The 12,133-nt window shown below is 66.1% G+C and carries 26 protein-coding genes; 6 read left to right on the forward strand and 20 right to left on the reverse strand.

The genetic code is table 11. The features are described 5' to 3' along the window. Positions 1-62: 62 nt before the first annotated feature. Positions 63-536, reverse strand: a complete 474-nt coding sequence (locus EYW40_RS20105; protein ID WP_135823002.1) for an eL43 family ribosomal protein — start codon at positions 534-536, stop codon at positions 63-65. Continuing rightward, complete coding sequence (locus tag EYW40_RS17960) at positions 533-916, reverse strand: hypothetical protein (protein WP_135823003.1); 384 nt, start codon at positions 914-916, stop codon at positions 533-535. Before EYW40_RS17960 ends, EYW40_RS20105 begins: the two co-directional genes overlap by 4 nt. 102 nt (positions 917-1,018) lie before the next feature. On the opposite strand from EYW40_RS17960, the gene EYW40_RS17965 reads away from it, so the two are divergent. After that, entirely contained in the window at positions 1,019-1,291 is a 273-nt protein-coding gene (locus tag EYW40_RS17965) for a MarR family transcriptional regulator (RefSeq protein ID WP_135823004.1), read from the forward strand. Between the two features lie 6 nt (positions 1,292-1,297). Here EYW40_RS17965 and EYW40_RS17970 read toward each other — a convergent pair whose 3' ends face one another. Beyond that, entirely contained in the window at positions 1,298-1,756 is a 459-nt protein-coding gene (locus EYW40_RS17970) for a hypothetical protein (RefSeq protein ID WP_135823005.1), read from the reverse strand. Between the two features lie 192 nt (positions 1,757-1,948). On the opposite strand from EYW40_RS17970, the gene EYW40_RS19690 reads away from it, so the two are divergent. Further along, positions 1,949-2,107 carry a hypothetical protein gene (locus EYW40_RS19690; protein WP_161973236.1) on the forward strand — a complete coding sequence of 53 codons (159 nt, stop codon included), beginning with the start codon at positions 1,949-1,951 and terminating at the stop codon, positions 2,105-2,107. 62 nt (positions 2,108-2,169) lie between these two features. Here EYW40_RS19690 and EYW40_RS17975 read toward each other — a convergent pair whose 3' ends face one another. The 3 genes from EYW40_RS17975 to EYW40_RS17985 all read right to left on the reverse strand — a co-directional run bounded on the left by EYW40_RS17975 (position 2,170) and on the right by EYW40_RS17985 (position 3,463). Next, complete coding sequence (locus EYW40_RS17975; RefSeq protein WP_135823006.1) at positions 2,170-2,475, reverse strand: hypothetical protein; 306 nt, start codon at positions 2,473-2,475, stop codon at positions 2,170-2,172. After that, a complete protein-coding gene (locus EYW40_RS17980) occupies positions 2,475-2,870 on the reverse strand; it encodes a hypothetical protein (RefSeq protein ID WP_135823007.1) in 396 nt (131 codons plus the stop codon). The genes EYW40_RS17975 and EYW40_RS17980 overlap by 1 nt, the downstream gene beginning before the upstream one ends. 74 nt (positions 2,871-2,944) lie before the next feature. Then, on the reverse strand, positions 2,945-3,463 hold the full coding sequence (locus tag EYW40_RS17985; protein ID WP_135823008.1) for a hypothetical protein: 519 nt from the start codon (positions 3,461-3,463) through the stop codon (positions 2,945-2,947). Between the two features lie 172 nt (positions 3,464-3,635). Here EYW40_RS17985 and EYW40_RS17990 point away from each other — a divergent pair, with 172 nt between their 5' ends. From EYW40_RS17990 to EYW40_RS18005, 4 genes are all read left to right on the forward strand, one after another. Further along, positions 3,636-3,980, forward strand: coding sequence for a hypothetical protein (locus EYW40_RS17990; RefSeq protein WP_135823009.1), 345 nt, complete (start codon positions 3,636-3,638; stop codon positions 3,978-3,980). Positions 3,981-4,004: 24 nt separating this feature from the next. Then, positions 4,005-4,268: a hypothetical protein gene (locus EYW40_RS17995; RefSeq protein WP_135823010.1), complete on the forward strand. Its 264-nt coding sequence runs from the start codon at positions 4,005-4,007 to the stop codon at positions 4,266-4,268. Between the two features lie 241 nt (positions 4,269-4,509). Then, on the forward strand, positions 4,510-5,319 hold the full coding sequence (locus EYW40_RS18000) for a ParA family protein (protein ID WP_135823011.1): 810 nt from the start codon (positions 4,510-4,512) through the stop codon (positions 5,317-5,319). Beyond that, positions 5,316-5,759 (forward strand): DUF8160 family protein, encoded by a 444-nt coding sequence (locus EYW40_RS18005; protein WP_135823012.1) that lies wholly within the window; start codon positions 5,316-5,318, stop codon positions 5,757-5,759. The genes EYW40_RS18000 and EYW40_RS18005 overlap by 4 nt, the downstream gene beginning before the upstream one ends. Here the strand turns inward: EYW40_RS18005 and EYW40_RS19695 are convergent. From EYW40_RS19695 to EYW40_RS18070, 14 genes are all read right to left on the reverse strand, one after another. Continuing rightward, entirely contained in the window at positions 5,753-5,908 is a 156-nt protein-coding gene (locus EYW40_RS19695; RefSeq protein ID WP_161973237.1) for a hypothetical protein, read from the reverse strand. The two genes, EYW40_RS18005 and EYW40_RS19695, sit on opposite strands and share 7 nt — an antisense overlap. Before the next feature lie 35 nt (positions 5,909-5,943). Next, entirely contained in the window at positions 5,944-6,309 is a 366-nt protein-coding gene (locus EYW40_RS18010) for a helix-hairpin-helix domain-containing protein (protein WP_135823013.1), read from the reverse strand. Continuing rightward, complete coding sequence (locus EYW40_RS18015) at positions 6,306-6,596, reverse strand: hypothetical protein (protein ID WP_135823014.1); 291 nt, start codon at positions 6,594-6,596, stop codon at positions 6,306-6,308. Before EYW40_RS18015 ends, EYW40_RS18010 begins: the two co-directional genes overlap by 4 nt. Further along, positions 6,593-6,961 carry a hypothetical protein gene (locus tag EYW40_RS18020; protein ID WP_135823015.1) on the reverse strand — a complete coding sequence of 123 codons (369 nt, stop codon included), beginning with the start codon at positions 6,959-6,961 and terminating at the stop codon, positions 6,593-6,595. Before EYW40_RS18020 ends, EYW40_RS18015 begins: the two co-directional genes overlap by 4 nt. A gap of 107 nt (positions 6,962-7,068) precedes the next feature. Continuing rightward, a complete protein-coding gene (locus EYW40_RS18025) occupies positions 7,069-7,740 on the reverse strand; it encodes a GNAT family N-acetyltransferase (RefSeq protein ID WP_161973238.1) in 672 nt (223 codons plus the stop codon). Beyond that, positions 7,740-8,741, reverse strand: coding sequence for a hypothetical protein (locus EYW40_RS18030; RefSeq protein ID WP_135823017.1), 1,002 nt, complete (start codon positions 8,739-8,741; stop codon positions 7,740-7,742). The genes EYW40_RS18025 and EYW40_RS18030 overlap by 1 nt, the downstream gene beginning before the upstream one ends. Then, entirely contained in the window at positions 8,738-8,977 is a 240-nt protein-coding gene (locus EYW40_RS18035; protein ID WP_135823018.1) for a hypothetical protein, read from the reverse strand. Before EYW40_RS18035 ends, EYW40_RS18030 begins: the two co-directional genes overlap by 4 nt. Next, on the reverse strand, positions 8,974-9,330 hold the full coding sequence (locus tag EYW40_RS18040; RefSeq protein WP_135823019.1) for a hypothetical protein: 357 nt from the start codon (positions 9,328-9,330) through the stop codon (positions 8,974-8,976). The genes EYW40_RS18035 and EYW40_RS18040 overlap by 4 nt, the downstream gene beginning before the upstream one ends. Continuing rightward, a complete protein-coding gene (locus EYW40_RS18045) occupies positions 9,327-9,650 on the reverse strand; it encodes a hypothetical protein (protein ID WP_135823020.1) in 324 nt (107 codons plus the stop codon). Before EYW40_RS18045 ends, EYW40_RS18040 begins: the two co-directional genes overlap by 4 nt. Next, positions 9,647-9,949 carry a hypothetical protein gene (locus EYW40_RS18050; protein WP_135823021.1) on the reverse strand — a complete coding sequence of 101 codons (303 nt, stop codon included), beginning with the start codon at positions 9,947-9,949 and terminating at the stop codon, positions 9,647-9,649. The genes EYW40_RS18045 and EYW40_RS18050 overlap by 4 nt, the downstream gene beginning before the upstream one ends. Continuing rightward, complete coding sequence (locus tag EYW40_RS18055; protein ID WP_135823022.1) at positions 9,936-10,370, reverse strand: hypothetical protein; 435 nt, start codon at positions 10,368-10,370, stop codon at positions 9,936-9,938. The genes EYW40_RS18050 and EYW40_RS18055 overlap by 14 nt, the downstream gene beginning before the upstream one ends. Beyond that, on the reverse strand, positions 10,367-11,095 hold the full coding sequence (locus tag EYW40_RS18060; RefSeq protein ID WP_135823023.1) for a hypothetical protein: 729 nt from the start codon (positions 11,093-11,095) through the stop codon (positions 10,367-10,369). Before EYW40_RS18060 ends, EYW40_RS18055 begins: the two co-directional genes overlap by 4 nt. After that, on the reverse strand, positions 11,092-11,451 hold the full coding sequence (locus EYW40_RS18065; protein ID WP_135823024.1) for a helix-turn-helix transcriptional regulator: 360 nt from the start codon (positions 11,449-11,451) through the stop codon (positions 11,092-11,094). Before EYW40_RS18065 ends, EYW40_RS18060 begins: the two co-directional genes overlap by 4 nt. Then, complete coding sequence (locus EYW40_RS18070; RefSeq protein WP_161973239.1) at positions 11,448-11,987, reverse strand: HNH endonuclease; 540 nt, start codon at positions 11,985-11,987, stop codon at positions 11,448-11,450. Before EYW40_RS18070 ends, EYW40_RS18065 begins: the two co-directional genes overlap by 4 nt. Between the last annotated feature and the right edge of the window lie 146 nt (positions 11,988-12,133).

Raw genomic sequence — 12,133 nt, forward strand, 5'->3', positions numbered from 1 at the left:
GGCCCCGCCGCGGAGTCGAACCGCGGACCGCCCGGTCGGGGCAGGTCGTGTCCGTCGTCGCGCTACGCCTGCGATTCGGCGACGCCCGTCACCGCGCCCGTCTCCGGGTCCTGCTCGACCGTCGCGCCGCAGTGGCCGCACACCCAGCCTGCAACGCCGTCAGCGTGCCCGAGGTGGTACGCCTCCACGTCGCTCTCCCCACAGCCCGGACAGTCGAGCCGCGTCGACTGTCGCAGGTCGACGCTGTGGCCGTGGACCTCAGCGTCGAGCGTGTCGCGGACGACCCGCTCGGCCAGCACGCCGATCGCTTCGTTGCACGCCCGCCGCGCTTCGGCGAGGTGGCCGACCGCCGCCGGCTCGTCACCGTCGAACGTCCGGAGGTTCCCCTGCCGGTCGTCGGCCGCGTACTGCGCCTTCCACAGCGCCCGGAGCGTCTCGTCGTTGACCAACTCCTCCTCGGCGCGTTCCCGGGCGTAGCCGGTGAGGTCGCGGTCGTCGACGAACTCCCAGACCCACGCCCCGAACGACAGGCTCATCGCTGGCCCTCCGTGTCGGTCGGGGTGTGGGTCGGCTCGGGCAGGTCAGCGGCGTCCGTGACGCCGTTCGCGCCGGCCTGGGGACCGGGCGCGTGGTTGGCGCGTTGGGCCGACTGGTACCGCTCGGGCGTGTAGAGCTTGTAGGTCCGGAAGCCGCGGATTTCCGTCTCGCCGGCGAGGATCGCCGCCGTGTCAATGCGGTGGGTCGTGTCCTCCGACTCGGGCGACGCGGTCAGCGTCTTGCCCGTGCTGGAGGTCTCGCCCTCGACGATCGCCGGCGTGTGCATGACCCGCGTGATCCCGACGATGAGTCGCACCGTCTCGTTGGCGGGCGTTCGGGAGTCGGCCTGTGCGTCGGTCGGAGTCGCTTCCGCGCTCATATCTATACAGTACAGCCCCAATCCCTTATACTTTACTGAGTATAGTAGTCTGTACTATTCTGAGTAAACTACTTGAGTCAAGACCGTAGATATTGAAGTAGCATGGCTACGGCGCTACACACAGTGACAGTGAACGAAGATCACACCCCCGGTGACGCGGAGGAACGCGTATTACGGGCGTTCAAGCACGATGTCGAGACGTTTGGCGAGTCGCGCATGAGTCCCGGCCTGATTCGGGACCGGCTGGAGGTCGTGGATGACGGCGCGACGAAGCAAAACGTGAACTACGCCCTGCGACAGCTCACCGCCGCCGGCTGGGTCAAGAAGATTTCTGACGGGTTATACGAGTTCGTCGACGATCCCCGCGAAGAATAACGCGATCTACTTCTCACCGACTTGCCCGATGAAGTCGTCGTCGACGAGCAGCGGCGTCTCGCCGTGCTGCGCGAGGTTGTCGGCCATGCCGAGCGCCTGAACGACCGGGTGGCGCTGGTTGACCTGATAGAGCGGACTCCCGTTCATCCGCCGGGTTTCCTCGACCGCTTCGAGGGCGGTCAGCGCGTCGATCTGCCGCGTGAACGTTGCGGGACTCACGTCGGCCAGTCCCTCGTCGTCGCCCGACCCGTAGATGTCGCTCGCGGACAGCTCCTCGTTGGGCCACCCGACGAACGCCCGGAGGATCCGCGCCCGGGACGCCGGCGTGAGGTAGAAATCGAGGACGGCCGCGCCCTCGGTTGCGTCCGGATTGGCTTCGCGGTAGTCCTGGTGGATCTGCATGAGCCGCTCGCGAGTGAACGGCTCCGGGTCGGCGTCGCCAGTCTGGGACGGGGTTGGTGTCATCGTGGGGTGCCTCCACCCCATGCTTGTAGCCCCATTGGTAAAAGTGTTTTGCATAAGTGAGCAATATCAATTCAGTTTTGAGTCTACACTTTTCATAGATGAAAACCTATAAGTGACTATAGCATATACTGTTAGGTGTGAGACAGGGACGAACCCCTTGCCCTCGCGGGCTAATCACAGGAGGTGACAAAAATGGGACAACCGAAATGCGACCGTTGTGGTCTCGAAGGCACGATCCTGTACGAGGAACGGTTCTGGTCCGGCTCCTACACGGAAACCCTTCCCGACGGGACGACCGCGACCTTCGAGACGCTCTGTGACGACTGTCACAGTTCCCTCGTCCGCAACTAAGCGGACGGGTTGACTTCCCATATTTTTTTCGGGGTAACACCGTCGAGAACGGTTCTCCGAGATTACGCGTCGGTCAGGTCGACGATCATCTCTTGCTCGCGAACGTCGACCGTCGTTCCGTGCCGGTAGTGGACGCGCTCGTACAGCACCCGCCCCTCCCCATCGGTTTCGAGTCGCTCTTGCTCATGTAGTTGCTCGCCGGCGTCAGCATCGGGATCGACCAACCCGCGGGAGTGAATCACGGTCGCTTCGGCGGTGCCGTCGGCGTACCGCGTCGTTTCGATCCGCCACTCGTCGCCCCAGCGGTCCCGCGCCGCGCGTTCGAGGCGGTCGATCATCGCGGGCAGATCGTCGAGGTCGGCGGCCATCACTCTGGCACCTCGTCCTTGAACACGGTGACATCCAGCTCGTCGGCGGCCCGAAGCGCGATCACGCCGTCGTCGGCGTACACCGACAGCCGGCCTCCGTCGTCGCGGACCGACTCCGGATCGATCCCCAGCACGTCGTGATAGGACTCCGGGACGATGAACCGCCCCCGCTGTTGGACGGGGCTGGCGTCGGGGTAGCTCCGACCGTCGACCTTCCGATCGACACCGACTGCGACGAGGACGCCGTCCGTCTCGGACTGAAAGAACAGCGACCAGCCCGGCCCGATCCCGGCGGCGTCGAGCGCCGGCTTGGGCGTCACCTCGATCGAGCCGGTCCGGTATTTCGGCACAACCGTCTGTATCAGCGGCAGGCGACGATCCTCGACCTGTGGCATACTTGGAGAATGTACAAGCACAGGCAAAAAAGTAGCGACCGAACCGCGGTGGCCCTGTGGGGGCCGTCAGCGCGTCAGTCGTCGGCCAGCAGCGGGTCCGCCGCCACGGACTGCCGCAGGTAGTCGTAGGTGTCGTACTCGTCACGGCGGCGCTGAGCGACCTCGCGGCGGTCGTCGTCGCGGGCCGTCCGAATCGCCGTTTCGAGGACACGCCGGCGGGCGTCGAGCGTGTCGAGCAGGTCCCGGAGATCGGCGACGTAGGCGCGCACGTCGTCGCCCGGGGCGGGGAACGACGAGTCGTCGCCGGCCATGAGCATCCGCACGCGGCGGACGTGCTTACAGCCGTTGTCAGGGTCCCGACGCCGCGCGTCCGGGCAGTCGCAGGTGGCGTTGCCGAGGTCGACCGTGTACTGCGACTGGCTCGCCGAGTAGACGTGGTAGATCGTCGTCGCGGTTCCGTCGTCGGTCGCGTGGGGAACGACGATCATCGATTCCGTGACGGCGCGGGCCGTGCGCCGGTGGTTCGCGGACAGTTCGTCCATCGCGTACTCGCCGTCGGATTTGACGGCCAGCAGGTCGGTTTCGTTCGACATCGGTAGGGAGTCACGGGCGTTTGCCCGTACTTGTACATTGTACGAGTAGATAATAAAGTTTGTGGTTTATTATAGGCCCTAAATTCGGCTCCCCTCGTGCGTTTTCAATCGGTATCTTTAAGGTTCTTCTTGTATATAATGGTAGTACGGGCGGAAGCCCGTGACTCCCTACATGACCGAGCAACAGACCACTCCCGCCGCGCCCGACTCCCGGCCCGACACGCCGACGGGCAAGCCGGCGGGGATGCCAACCGAGGAGTACAGTCAGCAGATCGCGCGCCTTGTCGCGGTTCGGGACGCGTTCGACGCCGCGCCGCAGGTCACGTCCCACAGCATGTCGCTCGGAGACTCCGGGGCCGTGTCGGGCGTCGTCCGCGTCCTGACGACCGGGCGGCTCGCCGAACTCAACGGGATTCTCGACGAGCATGGACTGGCCGCGTCTGCGGTCACGCTCGGCACCGAGCGGATCGACGGCGAGCGCACGCAGACGCTCGGGTTGGTGCTGACCGAGGCGTAGGGGACCGATCCCCGACGCCCCGCCATGGCTCCGTCCCAATCACGGTGGGCGGCGGCCACGGTCGGGAGCGCGGCCCGCCGGCGTGCGTTCCGCGAGGCCGTGCTGGCCGAGCTGGGTGAGCGCGGCGATCGCTATCGTGAGCGTGCTGCAGTCGCCTATCGGCGGCCCGACACCGTCGATCCGACCGGGATCGCGCTCGACCGCGGCCTCCCGCTGTCCGCTGGGGCCGCCGAGTCGGTCGCTGACGCGTTCGTTGACCGCGTCGACCGTGGCGTCGGCGACGTGTGAGGCGGCGCGTGGCGGCCGGCAGGCGGCGCTCGTCGCAAGCTTTTTCGGCGGGTGGACGGTAGGTTCAGATGCGGACAGTCGGCATCGTGATGTAGGGAGTCACGGGTCGTTCGGTCTCGCCGACTGTCTTTGCTTTCGGAGGTTCGTTCTGGAGCGACAGCAGTTCCTCGCGACAGGCCACAGTAAGCAGTCATTACTGTCCGGTAATGTTTTCATAGTTCGGACAGACAAACCAGTTTGTATGGCAAAACCCGCAAAACTCGCTGTGACAAATCAGAAGGGCGGCGTCGGAAAGACGACCGTCGCCATCAACGTCGCCGGCGCGCTCGCAGACCGTGGCCGTGAGGTGCTGTTCGTCGACCTCGACCCACAGGGCAACGCGACGGAGAACCTCGGCATGATGGAGGCCTATGACGAGCAACCGCCGTCGCTGTTCAACGTCCTCACCGAACCCGACAAGCGCGACGCAATCACGGAGATCACGCGGACGCACCCAGCAATGGGCATCGACGTGGTCCCGTCGAACATCGACATGACGGCGGCCGAGCGGGAACTGACGCTGTCCCGCCGTGGGGCAGAGCAGCTCGCGCTCGCACTCGACGGCGTCGACGACGCGTACGATTACATCCTCGTCGACTGTCCGCCGAACCTCGGCGACCTCGTTGACAACGCGCTGTACGCGACGCAGAACGTTCTCATCCCCGCACTGGCCGAGACGACGAGTAAGCGCGCGTTCGAGCTGCTCCACGACCACATCACGATGCTCGAAGGTGACTACCAGGACGAGGACCTGTCGATCCGTGAGGTCGGCGTCGTGACCAACCGGATCGACGTGCGGAAGAAACAGGCCAAAGAGATGGTCGACTGGATCAACGAGGCCTATCCCGATGTGCCCGTGTGGGAGATTCGGGAACGCGCGGCGATCCAGCGGTCGCTCGACGAGGGCGCGTCGCTGTTCGAGGTTGAGCCCGAGTGCGACCAGCGGGAGGCATTCGAGTCGATCGCCGCGTCGCTGGATGAACAGTTCGGCATGGCGGAGGTCGAACCATGACCGACGACCGCGCAGAGCGGATGCGCCAGCGCCGGCAGCAATCCCAACGCTCACAACCGGACGGGGACGAACAAACAGCACAACAAGCAGAACCATCACAACCATCACAACCAGCAGAACAGTCCGAACCAGCAGAGACAGGCGAACCAGACAAACCAGACGAACAAGTCGAGACGGCCGAGCAGGACGAACCGGGCGAGACAGGCGAAGAGTCTGTGAAAGACGAACACGAAGGCGTGTATGTCTATCTCCCGAAAGCACAGAAGAAGCAGCTAAAGCACGTGTACACCGCCGCCAAGGCGACGTACGAACCCGAGTACGACACGGATTTCGAGAAGAACCGCCACTACTACCCGCTCGTCGTCGAGTTCGGTCTGGAGCGCGTCGCCGACGCGGACGCTGAGGAGTTAGACGAGATGCTCGACGAACTGGATTACTGACGGCCGCCCGCTTTTTCGTAGTCGTGCCCGAGCGCGTCGACGATCGTCTGGAGTGAGATCCCGCACTTGTCGCAGACTTCTGCCTCCCCGTCGTGGACGATCACGTGTTCGCCATCCGGACAGGCGTCGTGAAGGTGTGGCGAGTCCATAGCTACCCATCTCGCTGTGAACGTAAGAACCCACGCTACGCCCGGAGATACTCGAGTATCGCCCGCGCCCGGTCCTCGCCGACGCCGGGCACGGCCTCCAACTCCGCCCGGTCGGCGTTCGCGACCGCCTCGATCGACGCGAACTCCCGGGCGATCGCCTTGCTCGTCGCCGGCCCGACGCCGTTGACCTGCTCGACGGCCGCCCGGATACGAGCGTTGCGCTCGTCGAGATGCAGTTCGAGCCGGCGTTCCAGTTCCTGGCGAGTGATGTCACCGTTCTCGTACGCCCGTTTGGCCTGCTCGACGGGGTCGGGGTCACTCTGGAGGTGGTCGTACAGGACGCTCGCGGCCGCGAGCGCGAGTATGAAAACCGTCAGCCAGTCCGGCGATCCGTGGGTCATGCGTCGTCGGCGTTGTCCTCGCTGTCGAAGGGGTCCACACCGTGGTACTCACCGTACTCCATCCAGAGCGGCTCGACGCCGTGGATGCGACACCAGTCCTTCCGGGCGGCGGCGAACGACAGCACCGCGAACAGCCAGCAGAAAGCGATCCCGCTCAGTCGGAGCAGTGGGTCGGCCAGGTCCGGATGGTCGACCACCGCGATCGCGCCACCGGCCGCCGCCGTCACGATCGCCAGCATGAGGTCGCAGTAGTAGGCCAGCCAGCCGGGGCTGTCGTCGGCGGTCATCGCACGGCCGCCAGCACTTGCTCGGCGCGTTCGGACGGCTGGTCGCCGGTGATGAAGCCCCGTCGCGTCCCGGCCTCGAACGGCGGCAGGTCGACCGGCGGCGTCGTCGGCAGCGCCAGGTCGATAAAGCGGCCCTCGTCGGGCTCGCGCAGATACCAGTGCGTGCCCGCGTAGTCGGGATCCACGTCGGCCCAGTTGAGACAGAAGACGTCGAGGTCGCAGTCCCGGAGGTGGTAGTAGCACTCGGCGGCCGGGTAGCACAGCCCCAGCAGCGGGTCGGCGTCGCCCGTGTCGTAGTCGTCATGCTGGAGTTCGGGGTGGTCGCGCAGATACGCGCGAATTTCACGGGCGCGTTCGTCGGGCACGATCAGCGCCGTCTCAGTGTCGGTTGGACACGTACAGCCCGGAGTCGGGTGTTCGCACAGGCGGCACACTTCGAGTGGAAGAAACGCGGGATCGATGGTGCTGGCCGTCATGAGTGGGTGAAGAAGTCGTCGATGGTCCGTGTCTCAATCGGCAGCTCGCGTGCCCACAGCGTCATCTCGCAGCGACAGGCCACGTCGTTGCTCGGCCACGATCCGCAGTCGGGACACGCGTCGCGGGACTCGGCGTAGTGCTTCGGGAACTGCTGGATGGGCACGAAGTCGTAGGCCTCGAACAGCGGGCGACTCGTCCGCCCCGCATGCCGTTCCCAGCCGAACGCGAACACCATGCCCGCGCCGTGGCGTTCGGCCCACTCGAGCCGGCGCTCGAACAGCGCCCGGCCGATGCCCTGCCCGCGCCACGCCGGGTCGACCGCCCCGAAGCACAGGTACGCGTTCCGGTCGCCAGCGAGCGCACCGGCGTCGAACCGGCCGTCGGGCAGTTCGTCGACAGCCTCGGCGTGGTCCATGATCGACACGATCCCGCCGCCGATCTGCACGTCCCGGTGGCGGGCGACGACACCGCAGGAGTCGAGGAGTGGGTTGTCGTCGTTGTCCCACCCCATCGCGTCGTGCAGCGGCCACGGGAGTGCGTTGTGGGAGTAGCCGGTCCCGAAGTAGTGATGCCAGAGGCCGGCGAGGTAGAACGCGTCGTCGCGGCCGTCCGCGCGGTCGATGGTCCACGACTGAGGGACTGATCTGTGTGCCGACTTGTGAGCCATCATCCCTCGTACGTCCCTCCGATCCGGCGCTGGCCCCCGAGGCGCTGGGCGCGTTCGTCTCTCGCCTCCGCGACGGCCTCGGCGGTGTAGTACCGCTCCATGTCGAACTCGACGGCGCGGTCGGCGCAGTTGTCACAGACACGCATCGTCCGCCCCTCGTCACGGCCACGGCGTTGGACGTGGAGGAACTGTTCGGCGGGCGCGACGGCGGCACACTGCCGGCAGTAGCTCCAGTCGTCAGCGCCGACGACATCCAGCGCGACGAGGTGGCGGTGGTCATCGATCGCCGGTGCGTGGACGCCCCGGATACGTTCGCGAGCGACCGTGAACATCCGATACCCGAAGCCAGCGATCGTTCGGAAGTCGCCAAGCTGTGCGTCTTTCCGCATCCACGCCATGTCGTACAGGTGTTCCCGATCCCGGTCCTCGCTGTACTTGCTGCCGGGGTCCCACTCCGAATCGAGGTCGATCGGGTGTCCCCGGCGCGGGTGGAGTTTGCGAGCCCGGAACGCGGCGTGTTCGATCTCCTCCTGCAGCGTCGTCAGCACGCGGTGGCGGTGGTCGGCGTCGGCGATCACCGCGTCGAGGCAGTCGAACCGGTCGAGGTCCTGATCACGGATTGCTGAGCGCAGGTCCTCGGGATGGGGGATCTCGAACTCGCACACCGTCTCGGGGCGGCGGCTGCCCCCGTGGATGAACGTCGACTCGCACCACTCGATTTCGGCGTCGGTCAGCTCCCGCTCGGTGAGCGGGACCTCCGCGTAGATGCCGTTCGCGCCGTGGATGTGGTTGCCCTCGGTGTCGCCGATGTGGGCCGCCGTGCCGATTCGGACGCGGTCGGGGCCGTTGTGGGCGGCGAACAGGTCTTCGTACTCCCGCGTGAGGACCGACGTGCTGCCGCGTTCGTGGTCGTCGAGATCGTGGCGGCACTTCGCGACGACGCGGAGGCGGTCCCCCAAGTCTTCGACGCGGCGGATCGGATCGCCCGGTTGGTCGGTCATGCGTCCGGGGGCACCTCCTGTAGGTCGACGATCTGCACCGTGTGGTTCAGCGGCGAGACGCTGTCCGTCTGGGACCGCATCTCGTCGGCCAGCGTTGCGGCTTCGTCGTGGGTGCGAGCGTACTGGTAGTCGTTGTCCGACCGGACGACGGCGTACTCGTCCTCGGGCTTGGCGTGCTCGACCGCGGCGGCGATCACGTAGAACGGGATCGCACGGGGCATGGCAGTGTCCGTCATCGGTCGTCCTCCAGCAGTTCCACGGGCTCGCATTCCTCCAGCAGCACGACCGGCTCGTCGAGCCACTCCCGAAGGAGGTACCGTCCGCGATTCCCCGCGTACTCGTGGAACAGCTTGACCGTCCGGGCGTCTGCGTCGTAGTACGCCTCGCAGACCGACCCCTCGTAGAGGACGGCGTCGGCGTGGATCATCGCCCGCGGGTTGCGTGACTCCCCGACGACGCGGTAGCAGTCGACCAGGCGCTCGGGGACGTCGTGAACGACCAGCGTCTCGCCGGCGTGCTCGACAGCGGTCCACTCCCGCGGGTACGACTGGTCGGCGTGGGGCGTCGGGGACAGCGCGGTGACGGTCATGCTGTCTCACGCTCCGGGTCGACCTGCCGCCAGACGGTTTCGTGCGACTCGTCCTCGAACGTCTGCTTCTCCCGTTCGTGGGAGTTGCCCTCCTGCTGCACGCGCTGTTTCGCCGCGTGGCGGTTCGTCGCGCGTTCCTCGCAGCGATAGCTCCAGCCGCAGTCGAGACACTCCGCGACGAACGCGACCGGGGCGTTGATGCAGTCCCGGCAGATGAGCCGGCCGCCAGCGACGCCGGCCTGCTCCCCGTCGGCGGCGACCGTCTCCCGACACTCCGCGCAGGTGCCGCTTCGGTCCGTGGTGGTCTGGTCGGTGCTCACACCTCGGCCCTCCGTGTCGTGCGGACGTCAGGTTGGCCGCCGTCCTCCGCGGACCCGTCCTGTAGATAGCGACCCGCACACCAGCCACAGCAGAACGGACCGGCCAGACAGCCGCCTGCCTGGTGGAACCGCCACGGGTGATCCTCGGTGGCCGCGCGGCCACAGACGATACACCAGACCGCCGTGAGACGGTCGCGATTGTGCATCGCGACGCCCACGTCCATCCGGAGTTCGGCCCACGAGCGGCCGTCGAAGATGCGGGCGAGTCGGGTGGTGGGTTTGGGCTTACTCGGTTGCATCGTCACCACCTCTCCGGCCGTACGTCTCTGGTTCGAGGACCTGGCTCCCCGAACGATATCGGAGGCCGACCAGCCCGTGGTCGGGATGCTCGAACACGAGCGCCCGGTCGCCCTGCAACTCCGAGACGGCGACGTCGACGAACTCTGCGTCGGCCAGATCGTGCCAGTCCTGCTCGGACACCTTCGAGACGGGGCCGTCCGGGCCGTCGAACGACAGCGTGTCCGGGCGGGCCTCCGAGAGCGTGACCGAGTCGTCGGCCAGCAGGTGCATCGCCGTCTCGACGTGTTCGAGCGCCTCGTTCACCTCGCCCGGGGCGTCGGCGGCGCTGTCGTAGGCGTTGCCGATGGACAGCAGCGCCGACAGTAGTTGGTACTGGATCTGGCTCGGGCGGAGGTCCTCGCGGGACACGTCGGCGTTCATGCGTCGGAGACCTCCACGCGCCGCAGTTCGATCGCGAAGTCGTACTCGTCGTGATCGGCGAGGAACACGTAGGGGGCGTCACTACGTTCGTCGGCACGCTTGCACGAGAGCAGCACCAGATCCTCGTGACTCTCGGCGTCCATCACAGCGGCCCCGACGCCGAGCCCGCCCTCCCAGGACACGCCGGCTTCGATGATCGTCTCGTCGCGATGTAGTGATACGTCGACGTGTGGGCCGTCAGCGTCGACCCGCTCCATCAGTTCAACATCGACCGACTCGTCGTTCGGCTCCGGATCGAACCACGCATCCAGCCCGTAGCCGTCCTCGGTCTGGATGTGTGCGTCCTGCGGGAGTCGCGGCCGGTCGATCTCGGCCGTGGTGACTGCCGCGAGGTCGTAGCTCTCCCAGTCCGGTAGGGCACGTTCCATCGCGTCGAGCGTGTCGACGACCCGCTTGTGGTCGCTGCCGTAGTCGGAACGGACCCAGCACATGACGCGCCGGAACCGCGGGTGGCCCTCGACGTCGATCGTGACCCGGGTTTCGCGGGTGTCGCCGTCGTTCGTGTTCGAGTGCTTCACGTCCTCGACGGTACCCGTGATGCCGTAGACGCCGGCCTCGTCGGCCAGTTCGAACTCCATGTAGAGTTCGTCCTGTTCACGGGCCGCACCGAGGATGTCGGCGTGGCTTCGCTCCAGGTCGTCGTCCGGGGTGAGCGAGACGCTCATTCGTGCTCGTCCTCCAGCAGGTGTCCGACACGCTGGCGGTTCCACGCCTCGTTCGCACGGATCACGCGCCGGCCGCGGTCGGTCAGCTCGTAGGAGTTGGTCCGGCGGTCCTTCTCACGCTTGGCCACGAATCCGCGCTCGACGAGCACGTCGAGGTTCGGATACAAGCGCGAGTGGTTCAGTTCATCGTAATCAGCTTCGAGGTACTCCTTGATCGCCAGGCCCTTCGGCGCGCCGAGGTCGGCGATCGCCACGAGGAGATCCCGCTGGAACTCTGTGTGTTCGGGGAGCGTTCGCGCGTCGTCGCTGGTTGTCGTGCTGTCGTCGGTCTCGGAAGTCGGTGTGGTACTGCTCATGCTGTGAATTCAGTAAGAGTCGCTTGCGTTCGGGCCGTCTGTTCGATCTGGTCGTTTTCTGCCGATTGCCGGCGCTCCCAGTACTCCTTGGAGTGGTACTGGCCATGGTCCGAGGCATCCATCAGTTCGATGTTCTCGGGGCGGTTATCCCAAGGAACGTGGTTGGAGTGATGGACATCGCTATCAGCGACCGCTTCAAAGCCGTGCTCTGCAACGGCTAGAAGCCGGTGAACGTAGACGATTCGTCCAGTCCGATCCTCGCCCTCTTTCGACGTCCAGTACTCGTAGCCGGCCGGGAGTGTTCGGAGCGTGACTTTCTCGACGCGGTTTGCTTCTCGGGCAGCTTCGACCCCGGCTTTCCAGTTTGGCCGGGTGTCGATATCGAACTCGTTGAGGTACTTGCTCACCGTTCCGTTCGTACACCCCAACTCGTCCGCAATTTCCCTCGTCGTCAGACCGCGGTCGTGGTAGAGTTCCCGAAGCCGTTCCTCGTCTCGGTACGGCTTCGAAGTACTCGACTGGTCTGAGTCGGTCATGATCTGTGTGTCGGTCGGCGGTACGTCGCCACCGTAGTTGCCGCACGATTCCAACGCCCTCCCGCGGACTCGAACCGCGGCACCGCCGCGAGGGCACGCAGGGGCCGGAACTGGGGGGAAGTCGTGGGTGGAGCGGCCATTTCGGG

This window comes from Halostella litorea (assembly GCF_004785955.1).
Lineage (GTDB): Archaea > Halobacteriota > Halobacteria > Halobacteriales > Natronoarchaeaceae > Halostella > Halostella litorea.

Bases quoted from the DNA above. Each gene is read 5' to 3' on its own strand.
- EYW40_RS18035 (WP_135823018.1), bottom strand. From the start codon at position 8,977: ATGACGGACACTGCCATGCCCCGTGCGATCCCGTTCTACGTGATCGCC.
- EYW40_RS18015 (WP_135823014.1), bottom strand. From the start codon at position 6,596: ATGACCGCCGACGACAGCCCCGGCTGGCTGGCCTACTACTGCGACCTC.
- EYW40_RS18070 (WP_161973239.1), bottom strand. From the start codon at position 11,987: ATGACCGACTCAGACCAGTCGAGTACTTCGAAGCCGTACCGAGACGAG.
- EYW40_RS19695 (WP_161973237.1), bottom strand. From the start codon at position 5,908: ATGGACTCGCCACACCTTCACGACGCCTGTCCGGATGGCGAACACGTG.
- EYW40_RS17975 (WP_135823006.1), bottom strand. From the start codon at position 2,475: ATGGCCGCCGACCTCGACGATCTGCCCGCGATGATCGACCGCCTCGAA.
- EYW40_RS20105 (WP_135823002.1), bottom strand. From the start codon at position 536: ATGAGCCTGTCGTTCGGGGCGTGGGTCTGGGAGTTCGTCGACGACCGC.
- EYW40_RS17995 (WP_135823010.1), top strand. From the start codon at position 4,005: ATGGCTCCGTCCCAATCACGGTGGGCGGCGGCCACGGTCGGGAGCGCG.
- EYW40_RS18025 (WP_161973238.1), bottom strand. From the start codon at position 7,740: ATGGCTCACAAGTCGGCACACAGATCAGTCCCTCAGTCGTGGACCATC.
- EYW40_RS17960 (WP_135823003.1), bottom strand. From the start codon at position 916: ATGAGCGCGGAAGCGACTCCGACCGACGCACAGGCCGACTCCCGAACG.
- EYW40_RS18005 (WP_135823012.1), top strand. From the start codon at position 5,316: ATGACCGACGACCGCGCAGAGCGGATGCGCCAGCGCCGGCAGCAATCC.
- EYW40_RS18055 (WP_135823022.1), bottom strand. From the start codon at position 10,370: ATGAACGCCGACGTGTCCCGCGAGGACCTCCGCCCGAGCCAGATCCAG.
- EYW40_RS17980 (WP_135823007.1), bottom strand. From the start codon at position 2,870: ATGCCACAGGTCGAGGATCGTCGCCTGCCGCTGATACAGACGGTTGTG.
- EYW40_RS17965 (WP_135823004.1), top strand. From the start codon at position 1,019: ATGGCTACGGCGCTACACACAGTGACAGTGAACGAAGATCACACCCCC.
- EYW40_RS17970 (WP_135823005.1), bottom strand. From the start codon at position 1,756: ATGACACCAACCCCGTCCCAGACTGGCGACGCCGACCCGGAGCCGTTC.
- EYW40_RS18060 (WP_135823023.1), bottom strand. From the start codon at position 11,095: ATGAGCGTCTCGCTCACCCCGGACGACGACCTGGAGCGAAGCCACGCC.
- EYW40_RS19690 (WP_161973236.1), top strand. From the start codon at position 1,949: ATGGGACAACCGAAATGCGACCGTTGTGGTCTCGAAGGCACGATCCTG.
- EYW40_RS18050 (WP_135823021.1), bottom strand. From the start codon at position 9,949: ATGCAACCGAGTAAGCCCAAACCCACCACCCGACTCGCCCGCATCTTC.
- EYW40_RS17985 (WP_135823008.1), bottom strand. From the start codon at position 3,463: ATGTCGAACGAAACCGACCTGCTGGCCGTCAAATCCGACGGCGAGTAC.
- EYW40_RS18030 (WP_135823017.1), bottom strand. From the start codon at position 8,741: ATGACCGACCAACCGGGCGATCCGATCCGCCGCGTCGAAGACTTGGGG.
- EYW40_RS18040 (WP_135823019.1), bottom strand. From the start codon at position 9,330: ATGACCGTCACCGCGCTGTCCCCGACGCCCCACGCCGACCAGTCGTAC.
- EYW40_RS17990 (WP_135823009.1), top strand. From the start codon at position 3,636: ATGACCGAGCAACAGACCACTCCCGCCGCGCCCGACTCCCGGCCCGAC.
- EYW40_RS18010 (WP_135823013.1), bottom strand. From the start codon at position 6,309: ATGACCCACGGATCGCCGGACTGGCTGACGGTTTTCATACTCGCGCTC.
- EYW40_RS18065 (WP_135823024.1), bottom strand. From the start codon at position 11,451: ATGAGCAGTACCACACCGACTTCCGAGACCGACGACAGCACGACAACC.
- EYW40_RS18000 (WP_135823011.1), top strand. From the start codon at position 4,510: ATGGCAAAACCCGCAAAACTCGCTGTGACAAATCAGAAGGGCGGCGTC.